The organism is Corynebacterium sp. LK14 (genome assembly GCF_008042215.1).
Lineage (GTDB): Bacteria > Actinomycetota > Actinomycetes > Mycobacteriales > Mycobacteriaceae > Corynebacterium > Corynebacterium striatum.
In genome coordinates this window covers 173,530-185,534 of sequence record NZ_NOVQ01000019.1, presented here as the reverse complement: position 1 = coordinate 185,534, position 12,005 = coordinate 173,530, and the positions used below count along the sequence as shown (strand labels likewise).

The following is a 12,005-nucleotide window of genomic DNA, read 5'->3' as shown; positions in this document are numbered from 1 at the left end:
TAATGGAACACGCCCATTTTCACCTACATGATCTAGTCAAACCACAAAATCCGAGAAGAGTATACGAAAGTATCCGATTTAGAAACAGGACTCATTGGTGGGAAAAGAATTGTTAGTCTAAAGGGCGATTCTTAAGTTCAGTTGATGACGAAAATTGTAAGGACGATGCGGAAATGAAATTGCTTAAAGTTTTTACCCTTGTCGTTCTCATTGCAGGGGTTTTGTTGTGCGTAGCGGGCCTATATTGGGAAAATAAGCTTACCAATCTTGGGGTTCCCATAGCCTTGCTAGGCATCGCTCTTTCGGTTGCTATACCTGTGAAAAAGAGAAGCGAAGGGGAAAAACACGCTTAGCACAGATAGTGAAATGAAGAACGCTAAGTTTACGTGTTTCATTCATCAATGAGTCCCGTTTGAAGTGTCTTCGGGAGCCGAAAATTATAAAGTCCATGTTGCCCGATAAACCGCGCAAGATTCTCACTGCCGATGAAGTCTACGACGCTGTCATTGATTGGTTTAAAGCCGATGATGATTGGGTCAATCTCGTCTACGTCGTCCAAGATACCGGCTACGATGACGACGCATTGACTAGTGAGCAGCTTCAGGATGTCATTGAAAAAGTCATGAGCTTTGATGACCTTGTTATATATGACGCTGCAAGCCCTTCATCAAGTGAAATTGGAACAAATTTTGGTGGCAATCCACTGCCTCGGGACGTGGACGCAGCAGCATTGAGCCGATTCATCCTTGAAAAAGACCGAGCTGGCCTACTGATGGCGCTTATGGTTGTTCCGCATCCGGATAAGCACAAGATGCCTTACGAATACGACGAGGAATAGGCGTCAACAACGCACGCAGCAACATGATGCTTATTCTAAAAAAAGGGGGTTGCCGCCTTGGTAGCAACCCCTTTTTGGTGATCTTTTACCCGCGTTGTCGTTTTAGGCGCCGAAAGCAGCCTCCCACGCCTTGAGGAGTACATCGGTCTCCTCGGCGGTGGTGATGGAGATGCGCACGCCCTCGTCGAAGGCTCGGACCAGCACGCCGTTTTCAGCGAGCTTGGCAGCGACTTCTTGTGGGGTGCCCAGCTCGGTGATGTTTGCTGCCGGGAACCAGATGTGGTTGGTCTCGGAAGCAGGGACGCCGAACTTGGCAAAGTATTCGGTGACGCGCTCGCGCTGGCGAACCGTCTCATCGGTGCGCTCACGCAGGGAATCCTGCGCTGCCAGCGAATGTAGGGCGCCTACCTGAGCCACCGTGTTCACGGAGAACGGGATGGCTACCTTGTTCAACGCCTCAATGATCTCTTTGTCGCCGAAGGCATATCCCACGCGCACTCCGGCTAGGCCGTAGGCCTTGGAGAAAGTGCGCAGGCCCACGACGTTGCGGTGCGTCTTGACGTACTCGGTGGCCAGCGGCAGGGAGTCGTTGCGGTTGTACTCGATGTAAGCCTCGTCCAATGCCACGATGATGTCATCCGGCACGGCCGCTAGGAACTCGTCGAATTCTTCGCGAGTGATAATCGAACCGGTGGGGTTATTCGGATTGCACACGAAGATAACCTTGGTCTTTTCTGTCACGGCCTTGGCCATCGCCGGCAAGTCCACGCGGTGCTCCTCGTTCAGCGGGACCGGAACCGGCGTCGCGCCAACCACGTGGGCGAAGATCGGGTAGGCCTCGAAGGAACGCCACGGGAAAACCACTTCATCGCCAGGCTGGCAGGTGATTTGTACCAGTTGCTGGCAGATGGCAGAAGAACCCGTTCCCACGGCCACCTCATCGAGCGTCAGGCCAAGGTGCTCTGCGAGTGCAGTGCGCAGCTCGACGACGCCCATGTCGGGGTAACGATTGGCGTCGCCAGCCGCGGCCTCCATGGCCTTGAGCGCCTCCGGAAGCGGAGGCTGGGTGGCTTCATTGGAAGACAGCTTCAAAGCAGTCTCGTTGCGGGCACCGGGAACATAGACAGGCAGGGAGGAAAGATCGGATCGAATCATGGCAACCACCTTAGCCCTGGGAAGAGGTTTCCGGGTTGCGCGGACCGCGAGGGCCGTAGTCAAACTCCGCCGTGAGCGGGCCGAATGCCTGCAGGCCCTTCGGCGCATCAAAAGCGTCGAGCTGAACCTCAAGGAAGGCGCCGCGCTCCGGGTGCTCAGAAATGTCCGCGAGCGCCTTAGCCAGCTCGCCCTCGGTCTTCGCTGCGTAGGACTCCATGGTGGTATCTGCCTTGAAGACCTTCGGCAGCTCGTTGTAGTTCCAGTTCTGGATGGCGTTGTACTCCTGCTCCATGCCCAGGATGTAGCGCTCAATGGTGTAGCCATCATTGTTGACCAGCACGATGATGGGCTTGAGCTCCTGGCGCAGGATGGTAGATAGCTCCTGGGCCGTTAGCTGGAAGGAACCATCGCCGATGAAGAGCACGTGGCGGCGCTCTGGGTTGGCCAGCTGGGAGCCCAGCACGGCTGGCAGGGTAAAGCCGATGGAGCCCCAGATGGTGGAGTTGATGTACTGCACGCCCTCCGGCATACGCAGCGGGCCCAGGCCGATGTTGGAAGTACCCGCCTCGGCGATGACCACGTCGTCTTCCTTGAGGAAGTGGATCATCTGGTTCCAGATGCGCTCCTGGGTCAGCGGCGCTGACTCGTCTGGCTCGAAGGCAGGCAGCTCAAACTTCTCGCCCGCGGCGGCTTCCTTGGCTGGGATGCGCTCGACGAGGACGTCGAGAAGCTCCAGCGTATTGATACCCACGAAGTACTCGCCGTCAGCGTTGAGGTGCTGATCGCCGAAGTTGAACACGTGCGCCTTTTCCAGATCGTGGGTGAAGGAACCGGAGTTGACCTCGATGAATCGTGGATTGGTGGTGACCAGGAAGTCGGAGTTTTCGATGCGCTCCTGTACGCCCGGGGCGGAAGCGGCGCCGTTGTAGGTGCCGATGAACAGCGGGTCGCGCTCGGAGAGGATGGCCTTGCCGGAAGAAAGCTGGGAGTACGGCAGTTGGGCCTTGTCGATGATGGCGCGGAACTTGTCGGCGAAGCCGTGGCGGCTAGTGTCCTGATCGATGAGGATGATCGGGTCCGTAGCAGCAGCGAGGCGCTCCAGCACGCGATCGGCCGCAGCCTCGAGGCGCTCCTTGTCGGAGGTAGCCAGCTCGGTGCTGAACGGGGTATCCGGGACCTCGATGGTCAGGTGCGTGATATCGGAAGGGATCTGGATGTGCACCGGGCGCTTCTCGCGCAGGCAGGTGTGCAGGGCGCGGTCGAATTCCTCGACCACATTCATCGGGGAGACGCGGGTGGCTACCTCGGTAAACGGTGCGATGGCGTCGAGCATGTTGGCAAAGTCGCCGTCGGCAAGCGTGTGGTGCAGGTTCCAGCGGAACTCGGTGGCGTACTGCGGCGGAGCGCCGGCGATGGAAACGAGTGGGACGTGCTCAGCGCGGGCGCCCGCGATGCCGTTGAGGGCAGAAAGCTCGCCCACGCCGTAGGTGGTGAGCAGACAGCCGACGCCGCGCTGGCGGGCGTAGCCATCAGCGGCATAGGCTGCGTTCAGCTCGTTGCAGGCGCCGACGAAACGGATGTCCTTGTCTTCGTCGATCTGCTCGAGGAAGCTCAAGTTGAAATCGCCCGGGACACCGATGATTTCGGTGATGCCGATGGCCTTCAAGCGATCAAGGATAAATTCGCCGACAGTAGTCTGCATTGCGAGTCCTTTCTGTTCAAAGTTTCTTTGATTAAACGATTATCGTAGGTCACATTTTTGTTGTCATTAGACAATATTGAGAACTATCTTTGACATATGTCGAAACTCACGGCGCCGAACCTGTCGCGCATCCAGGATTTGGCAGACGAGGTAGCCAAGGAGCTTCAGCGTTCTGTCGAGGTGACCACGCCCTCCATCAACGTGATCGCGGCGAGCGCGCAGCTGGGCGCGATTGATAGTCATCGCGCTGCGTCGATTCTGGACCGCACCCCGCCGCCGGAGCCGATTCCGTGGATGCTTAGCTTTGGGATTCAGGACTCGACGGTGCCGGTGCGCCTGCCCGCCAATGAGGACTACGGAATGCTGCCACGCGTGGTTGTTCCGTTGCGCCGTGGGGCGGACCTGGTGGGGCATGTGTGGATCATCGATGAGCCCGCGCTTTCCGACGCCGCCCTTTCCTCCGTTGCGCCCCAGCTGAACACCTTGACGCAGCTGGTGGATGAGCGCGATGCCCCGCTGGCTGCGCGTGCGCAGGTGCTGGGGGACTTAGCGCGCGACATCCTGGCGGGCGACGAAAGCGCGCTGGCCGCGGCGCGGGAGCGCGACTTTTTGCCGCGTGACGGGGAGCTGCTCATCCACCGCATTGACGTGGATGGCGACTTGATGCAGCTCGCGATTGAGCTAGCGCGCCCGCTGCGGCGCCGGCCCTTCTTGGCCATGGACTCCCACGACTCCTTGGTGATCATCGAATCCCCGCGCGATGCGGAGGACACCAAGGTGCTCATTGAGGCGGTAGTCAGTGCGGCGCTGACGGCGGGCACCGCGATTGGCGCGCGCGGCAGTGCGCCGACGGCGCGCCGGGCACGCTTTATGGCGGACGTGGCGCGGCTGACGGGGCAGGAAGCGATGGACTGGGTGTTGGCAGGCGCGTGGCGTGCGCTTTTGGGCTGGGACTTGAGTCCCGCTACCGTGCGCGCGCTCAGTCCGGATGTGGGCCTGCTTCTCGACGACGAGCGCAACAGCTACTGGGAGACCCTTCTGGTCTACTTTGAGCACGCGCGTAACGTGAGTGACACAGCTGCTGCTTTGTATATCCACCGTGCTACCTTGCATTATCGCTTGGACCGCGTGCGTGAAATTTTGGGCGCGCAGGCCTTGGATGATGGGTGGCGTTGCGCCGCGTTGCACGTGGCATTGAAGCTGCATGCGGCGCTTAATCGCCGTTATAACTTAAGCAGTTAGCCGGTAGTGAGGGGGCTGTTTGGCACGCGTTGAGGGGCTCGGGTAAAGTAAGCGAAGATTCATTGCGAATCGCTGGAGACGTGCCAGAGCGGCCGAATGGGGCTCCCTGCTAAGGAGTTGACTTGCTTGCGCAGGTCCGGAGGTTCAAATCCTCTCGTCTCCGCCACTTGAGAAGTCTCGAGACATCGTTTACTCGCTGTCTCGAGACTTTTTGCTTAAGCCCCCGATGTGGGGCAGTGCGGTTATTGCCAGGCTGAGCCTGGAGCTCACCTCAAAGATAGCCATTAGGTGGGAAATCTGCTTCTTAACGGTCGATTGTGCGTAGTGCATAGACTTGGCGATCTCTGCGTTTGAGCGCCCTTCGCAGATGTAGCTCAAGATTTGCTTCTCAGTATCGGTGAGTAAGGCGTACTTCTCATTGAACTCGAGAACGCTGGATTCTTTGTCGTTATCGCCCTCTGTATGGGAATCGGATTGGGGAAGGTAGTCAACTAGGCGGGTTAGTGCGTGCGGCGAAACGGCTGTGCCGCCGTTTGCCGCGTCGCGCACAGCGGCATACATTGTGGCCGGCTTGCTGCTTTTTACAACGTAGCCGGCCCCTCCGTTGGTTAAGACCTCGAGCATTGTTTTGTCAGTGTCTAAAGCGGTGATTGCTACAAATGCTGGTGGGGTGGGCCGCTTCTTGGCCTCGCGCAAGAGCGTTATTCCGTCCATCTCGGGCATGTGAATATCGGCGATGATGACATCGATGTCGATTTGGTCGAGAAGCGAAAGGGCTTCGACACCGGTGCTGGCCTCGGCGACGACGTGAATGTCGGAAGTACATGAGAAGTAGGTCTTGAGCGACGAGCGTACGAGGGGATCGTCATCAACGATCAACGTCGCGACGCGGCTATCAGTGTCAGCGGTGCTCATCGATGCTGGTTCGCCGACTTGGAAAATAGCCATAGGTATCTACTTTCATAGTTAAAACTCTTATTTATGCACACTTTACTTTTACCATCATTGAGCTCAATTAAAACCCCCGCGCAAAGGGCTTACACAAAGGAGGATACGAAAGTATATTTCGCCTGATATAAAGCTAAAATTGGGCAATTTTCCGTGGTAAAAGCGTGGTTAGGGCTAGCTAACCTACGCTAACGGAAGTAAGGTCCTAACTGGATTCAGGCACAGCCCAATTCCACTAGTTAATGACCCTTTCACAGTTAGGACTCCATCATGGAAATCGCATCTACCGTTCTCGAAATCCTCGGCGGCATATTCAACGCAATCGCTGAAGGTCTGCAGAAGTAAAAGCTTTTAAAACCTTCAAACGCTCCCGCAGGCTAGTTCAATCGCACAGCCTCTGGGAGCGTTTGCATGTTTTGCGTGGATGCTGCGCTTTGACTCTTTATCGGTCTTAGGGGCGTCCTTGTGCTGCACCGTGGTTGCCGCTAGGTGGTGAGGTCTAGACAGTGAGGAGTAAAAGGCGAGCCCCCGCCCCACCAGTGTTGAGCTGGCAGGATGGGGGTGCGGCTCCGGAAAGAGCGGGCTTGTGTACTTACATCGCCGGGGAGAGGCCCGCGTCGTCCTGGCCGCTGACGCGGTAGAGGTGCTCGTTGACGAACTCGCCCACGCCCCAGCGCTCGAGCTCGCGGCCGTAGCCGGAGCGGTTAATGCCGCCGAACGGGAGACCAGCAGCGGTGACGGAAGCCTCGTTGACGAAGGTCATGCCGTCGTTAAGCTGCTGTGCCACCTCGAAGGCCTTGTCGAGGTCGGAACCCCACACGGAGCTAGAGAGGCCATAGTCAGAGTTGTTGGCAATTGCGATGGCCTCGTCGATGTCCTTTGCCTTGTAGATGACTGCGACTGGGCCGAAGATCTCGTTGCAGGCGATCTCGGCGGAAGGATCGACGTCGCTAAGCAGCGTTGGCTCCATGTAGGCGCCGTCGCGGTCTACCTTCTTGCCACCCACGCGGACGGTGGCGGTGCCATCGGCAACAGCCTTGTCGAGGCGCTCGATGATTTCGTCGCGGGCACCGATGGAGGACAGTGGGCCGATGTCGGCATTCTCGTCGTCGTATGGGCCGACCTTGAGGTTGCCGATCTTCTCCACCAGGTAGTCGAGGGTGCGGTCGTAGAAATCCTCCAACACAATCAGGCGCTTTGGGGCGTTGCAGGCCTGGCCGGTGTTGTACATGCGGATTGGTACGAACTGATCGAGGGTCCACTCGAGCTTCTTGTCATCGATGATGATGAATGGGTCGTTGCCGCCGAGCTCCAGTACGGACTTCTTGTAGTTCTCACCCGCGGTCTTTGCCACCGCAGCGCCGGCTGCTTCAGAGCCGGTGAGGGAAACGCCCTTGATGCGCTTGTCCGCCACGAAGGCATCCATCTGGGAGCCGGAAGCGTAGATGTTGATGAAAGCGTCCTTCGGTAGACCCGCCTCTTCCAGGAGATCCTGGCAGGCCTGGGAAGACAGCGGGCAGATGGAAGCGTGCTTGAGCACGATGGTGTTACCCAGCAAAAGGTTCGGCGCCGCGAAGCGGGCAACCTGGTAGTACGGGAAGTTCCATGGCATAACGCCCAGCAGCGGGCCGAGCGGCTCCTTTTTAACAACAGTCTTTTGCGCGCCCTGGGCCGCCAAGTACTCGGGCGCGAGCAGCTCGTGAGCGTGCTCGGCGTACCAGCGGTAGATGTCAGCGACGATTTGAATCTCGCCCTTTGCCCAGCGCGTGAGCTTACCCATCTCACGGCCGATGTGCTCGGCTAGCTTGTCTGCATTTTCTTCATAGAGTTCTGCAGTGCGGAAGAGGATGGCTGCACGCTCCTCGATTGAGGTGCGGGACCAGCTCTTGAAGGCTTCCGTGGAGCGGTCCAGGATCGCGTCACGGTCAGAGTCATTGATGCGGTCGAAGGTCTCCTCGGAGACGCCAGTGTTTGGGTTCTCAAGTGCAAAAGTACTCATGTCCCCTGTGTACCCGCGATGTGCCGAGTCTTCAAGAAAAATTAGTCACTTATAAAAATGGTAAATCGCCCTAACAGGTCTAATATCCCTATTTGTGAAACGTAGATCCTCGCAGAACCGAAGCCGCATCTTTGGCCCTGCACGCGTGACAGCTTTGGGCTTTTTTCTGCTCATCATGCTGGGGGCATTCCTGCTGATGCTGCCATTTTCTACCGAAGGCACGCAGTGGACTCCTCCTTTACACGCTTTCTTTACAGCGACTTCCGCTGTCTCTCTGACTGGTCTCATCGTGGAAGAGACCGGCACGTACTGGACTCCCTTCGGCCAAGTGGTAATTATCACCCTCATCCAGCTCGGCGGCTTGGGAATCATGTCGCTTGCTTCCTTGTCCGGCATGCTTTTAACCGGACGCATCAGCTTGAAGGCGCGGCGCTCGACGGCCGCCGAGGGCCGCCCCGTAGCCGGCGGCATTCGCCGTACCCTCTTGCTTACCTTTCTCGTCACCCTCGTTTGTGAGGCTGTAGTTGCTGTCCTCTTGGCCCTACGCCTGCATTTCGCACATGGCGTCCCGGTGCTGCGCGCGATGTGGGAGGGTGTCTTCCACGCGATTTCGGCATTTAACAACGCGGGTTTTAGTACTTACTCGGACAATATGATTGGTTTTAATACCGATGCGTGGATTCTGCTGCCGGTGGCCTTTGCGCTCATCGTGGGTGGCTTAGGCTATCCCATGTTGGCGGAGATAGTGCGCCGTATCCGCGGCCGGATCAAGCTCGCCCTGCGAGGGCGTGCGCCGCGCGTGCACCACATGTCCATTACCGCGCGGATGACGCTGGTGGGAACTGCCATTTTGCTCTTCGGCGGCATGACGTTTTTCTTGGTGGCCGAGTGGTCCGGCGTGCTGGCAGATATGCCGTTTGGCACCAAGCTGCTCAATAGCTTCTTCATGAGTGCTTCGCCGCGTACAGCGGGCTTTAATGCCATCGACTACGGGCATGTACATTCCATTACCTTGATGGCCTCGGACATCTTGATGTTCATCGGCGGCGGCTCCGCCGGTACGGCCGGCGGCGTGAAAGTGACCACCACCTGCGTGCTCGTTGCGGCGATGGCGGCGGAGTTCCTGGGCCGTGAGGACACCACCATCGGTAAGCGCCGTTTGCCGAATTCGATTACGCGCCAGGCGCTCGCCCTGACTGTGGCCGGTGCGGCAGTGGCGATGTTCGGAGTTGGAACCCTAGTGGTTTTGAACCCGCAATTCTCTACCGACCAGATCACCTTCGAGGTGCTCTCGGCTTTCGCCACCGTTGGTCTGTCCACAGGTATTACGGCCAGCCTGACCGCGCCTTCCCAGATTATTTTGTGCTTCATCATGTACCTTGGCCGCGTTGGGCCGACCACGTTGGTGGCCGCTTTGGCCGCGCGCACAGTAACTCGTCACTATCGCTACCCAGTAGAAAGGCCGTTCATTGGCTAACATCTTCGGCGCGCTGCGCCACGAAAAGCAATCCATCGACATCCCCGCAGTGGTCGTCATCGGCTTGGGGCGCTTCGGTTTTTCCCTGGCGCGTGAACTTATGGATCATGGCGTTGAGGTGCTCGGCATCGACAATTGCGAGAAGTTCGTGCGTGATTATTCGCCGGTTCTCACCGAGGCAGTACAAGCTGATACAACCGACGCCGAGGTCTTGCACCAGCTGGGCATCGACGAGGTGGACCGCGTGGTGCTGGCCATCGGCTCGCACCTAGAGGACTCCATTTTGACCGCCTCAAATTTGGTAGAACTCGGCGTAAAGGACATTTGGGCGAAGGCGGACTCCGACGCGCATGCACGCATCCTGCTGCAGCTGGGCGTACACCACGTCATCCGCCCAGAACGCGACACTGGTCGCCGCATTGCACACTTGCTCGGCGGCAAGTTCGAAGATTTCGCCGAAATCGCTGAGGACTATGGCGTTACCAAGCTCACCCCGCCCGCGCACTTGGTTCAAACCCCACTAGATCCGCAGAAAACGTGGGAAAAACATCGCGTGCAGCTGGTCTCAGTGCGCAAGGACTATGGCCACTGGATGCCTGTTGAGAAAGGCCAGAAATTGAACCCGACGGATCTTATCGTGATTGCCGGCAGCCCCGTCGCCTTGGAGAAGTTCTCCGAGGCTGGGTCTTAAGCTTCTTAGTCCCCTGCCTGGCGGTATCCGCGGCGCAGGTCATCGACCACATAAGGATGATCGAGCGTGGAGGCCGGCAGGTCGCGCGGCTGGTTATCTAAACCGAAAGATTGCGCGGCCTCAAGAGTCGCATCATTGAGGTAGCGCAGCGGGGGAGCGTAGCTAGGCACGGAGATTTCCTCCGCGCAGGCCACAAAGCCCCAGTCACCAAAGGTGGGCACGTGCACGTGATAAGGCACGGTGGGGCAGCCAGCGGAACGCAGCGTGGAATCGATACGCCAGAATACATCGGGGGTACTAAAAGCGCTGGTTGCCTGCACGACCATCTTGCCGCCGGGAGCGAGCATCTTGTGCGCCATGGAGTAGAATTCTTCCGAGTAAAGACGGGCCATGGCGGCGGAGTCGGGGTCGGGTAGATCGATGAGGACGGCGTCGTAAAGCGTGTGATCACCGCCCGAACGCAACCAGGTAAACGCGTCCTCGTTGAGGATCCGCACGCGTGGATCTTCCATGGCGCCCCCGTTGTTCTCGCGCAGGACCGTGTTGGCCACGTTCACTACCTCGGGATCGAGCTCGACCTGGGTGACCTTAAAGTCCATTTTGAGCAGCTCGCGCGCGGCTAAGCCATCGCCGCCTCCGGTGACGAGCACTCGCCCGCCTGGCTCGGCAGGCAGCACAGGATAGACCAGGGACTCGGTGTAGCGATACTCATCGCGGGAGGAATATTGCAGGCCGCCGTTGAGATAGAGACGCGAATCCTTGCCGCGTTTGGTCACCACGATGTCCTGATAATCCGAGGTATGGGCGTAAATGACAGGATCATCGTAGAGCGATTGCCGGGCGGTTACCACTAAGGATTCGCTGCGGATGATGAGAGTAAGCAGCAAGGCGATAGCGCCCAGCAGCGCGAGGACATGCATTAGAAGCTGCTTGCCGGCGAGCACCGTGCGCAGCAGAAGTAGCGCAACCACGAGTGCGGCGATGAGGTTGACCAAGCCGGCCGCAGCGGTGCCACGAATCATGCCCAGCCACGGCAACAAGACAAATGGCCACGCCAAACCGCCCAGCAGGCCGCCGACGTAATCCGCGAAGTTGAGGTTGGCCACCACCGAGCCGGAATCCTCAGCATTCGAAGTACGCCCGCGCTGAATCAGCGTCATAAGCAGTGGCACTTCCATACCCACTAAAATGCCAATGAGCAGCGTCGCTACGACCAAAATGAGGGTGGACTGGCCGACAAGCGCGAAGACCATGTAGAGCACCACGGCGCTCACGCCGCCGCACAGGCCGAGCAAGGTTTCGACGATGAGGAAAGAATTCGCCGGCCACGACAAGAATGGCTTGGCCATCAACGCGCCCAGGCCTAAAGAGGCGACGTAGCCTGCCACGATCAGTGAGGTCTCTACGATGCCGCCGCCGTTGAGGCTCGTGGACAGCGTCAGCAAGGCCAGCTCGTAGACCAAGCCCGAAGCTGCGCAGATACAGACGGAGATAAGCAGAGCTACCCGCCAGGCGCGCGAGCGGACCAGGGAATCTGCGGTGGGGGAAGCGTTTAGGTCAGACATGCGGCATTAATTGCGCCGATGACGATGAGGATGACGCTCGCGCAAAAGGTGCCCGCGCGGGGCTTGGTATCTTCCACCAGATCCCGGAAACGGCCGGGGATAAGCGCCTCCAAAATGACCAACGCTAGTGCCTGCAGCACGATGCCGACTAGGCCGTAGACAGCGGTTTCTAGCAGGTCAAAAGAGTGCACGATGGCGGTAACCAGCACCGCTCCCAGGGCAATCTGCTGGGCGGAAGCGATGACCGCAGCGTTGACGTGATGATCAACGAAGACAGCGCGGTAAAGCTTGCCCGGGGTGAGCAGATCCAGAACTACGAAGCCGGCAAGTAGCAGTACCGCTGCAACACCGAAATAAGCAAAGGTGGCCAGGATTGAATCGAGCATGA

Annotated in this window: 11 protein-coding genes and 1 tRNA gene; 6 read left to right on the top strand and 6 right to left on the bottom strand. The window is 58.4% G+C overall.

The window, feature by feature from the left end; all coding sequences use genetic code 11:
• Nucleotides 1-173: 173 nt before the first annotated feature.
• Together CHU71_RS12585 and CHU71_RS12580 are read left to right on the top strand one after the other, a co-directional pair.
• The gene (locus tag CHU71_RS12585; protein WP_061920021.1) at nucleotides 174-353 is read left to right on the top strand and encodes a hypothetical protein; all 180 of its coding nucleotides are present in this window, start codon (nucleotides 174-176) and stop codon (nucleotides 351-353) included.
• Nucleotides 354-448: 95 nt separating this feature from the next.
• Nucleotides 449-838: a hypothetical protein gene (locus tag CHU71_RS12580; protein WP_062042731.1), complete on the top strand. Its 390-nt coding sequence runs from the start codon at nucleotides 449-451 to the stop codon at nucleotides 836-838.
• Nucleotides 839-940: 102 nt separating this feature from the next.
• Here the strand turns inward: CHU71_RS12580 and hisC are convergent, their stop codons facing one another.
• A complete protein-coding gene (gene hisC / locus CHU71_RS12575) occupies nucleotides 941-1,993 on the bottom strand; it encodes a histidinol-phosphate transaminase (RefSeq protein ID WP_070518313.1) in 1,053 nt (350 codons plus the stop codon).
• A gap of 10 nt (nucleotides 1,994-2,003) precedes the next feature.
• Entirely contained in the window at nucleotides 2,004-3,695 is a 1,692-nt protein-coding gene (locus CHU71_RS12570; RefSeq protein ID WP_147761255.1) for an alpha-keto acid decarboxylase family protein, read from the bottom strand.
• Between the two features lie 96 nt (nucleotides 3,696-3,791).
• On the opposite strand from CHU71_RS12570, the gene CHU71_RS12565 reads away from it, so the two are divergent.
• Nucleotides 3,792-4,937 carry a CdaR family transcriptional regulator gene (locus tag CHU71_RS12565; protein WP_147761254.1) on the top strand — a complete coding sequence of 382 codons (1,146 nt, stop codon included), beginning with the start codon at nucleotides 3,792-3,794 and terminating at the stop codon, nucleotides 4,935-4,937.
• A gap of 74 nt (nucleotides 4,938-5,011) precedes the next feature.
• A tRNA-Ser gene (locus tag CHU71_RS12560) sits at nucleotides 5,012-5,103 on the top strand.
• Nucleotides 5,104-5,126: 23 nt separating this feature from the next.
• On the opposite strand, the gene CHU71_RS12555 is transcribed toward CHU71_RS12560, so the two are convergent.
• Nucleotides 5,127-5,885 carry a response regulator transcription factor gene (locus tag CHU71_RS12555; RefSeq protein ID WP_255456449.1) on the bottom strand — a complete coding sequence of 253 codons (759 nt, stop codon included), beginning with the start codon at nucleotides 5,883-5,885 and terminating at the stop codon, nucleotides 5,127-5,129.
• A gap of 592 nt (nucleotides 5,886-6,477) precedes the next feature.
• A complete protein-coding gene (locus CHU71_RS12550) occupies nucleotides 6,478-7,884 on the bottom strand; it encodes an NAD-dependent succinate-semialdehyde dehydrogenase (RefSeq protein WP_147761253.1) in 1,407 nt (468 codons plus the stop codon).
• Between the two features lie 175 nt (nucleotides 7,885-8,059).
• Here CHU71_RS12550 and CHU71_RS12545 point away from each other — a divergent pair, with 175 nt between their 5' ends.
• Together CHU71_RS12545 and CHU71_RS12540 are read left to right on the top strand one after the other, a co-directional pair.
• Nucleotides 8,060-9,361, top strand: a complete 1,302-nt coding sequence (locus CHU71_RS12545; RefSeq protein WP_244080949.1) for a TrkH family potassium uptake protein — start codon at nucleotides 8,060-8,062, stop codon at nucleotides 9,359-9,361.
• On the top strand, nucleotides 9,354-10,052 hold the full coding sequence (locus CHU71_RS12540; RefSeq protein WP_179294263.1) for a TrkA family potassium uptake protein: 699 nt from the start codon (nucleotides 9,354-9,356) through the stop codon (nucleotides 10,050-10,052). The genes CHU71_RS12545 and CHU71_RS12540 overlap by 8 nt, the downstream gene beginning before the upstream one ends.
• A 5-nt stretch (nucleotides 10,053-10,057) precedes the next feature.
• Here the strand turns inward: CHU71_RS12540 and CHU71_RS12535 are convergent, their stop codons facing one another.
• Nucleotides 10,058-11,617, bottom strand: a complete 1,560-nt coding sequence (locus CHU71_RS12535; protein ID WP_147761252.1) for a polyamine aminopropyltransferase — start codon at nucleotides 11,615-11,617, stop codon at nucleotides 10,058-10,060.
• Nucleotides 11,605-12,003: a DUF350 domain-containing protein gene (locus CHU71_RS12530; protein WP_061920035.1), complete on the bottom strand. Its 399-nt coding sequence runs from the start codon at nucleotides 12,001-12,003 to the stop codon at nucleotides 11,605-11,607. Before CHU71_RS12530 ends, CHU71_RS12535 begins: the two co-directional genes overlap by 13 nt.
• Nucleotides 12,004-12,005: the final 2 nt, after the last annotated feature.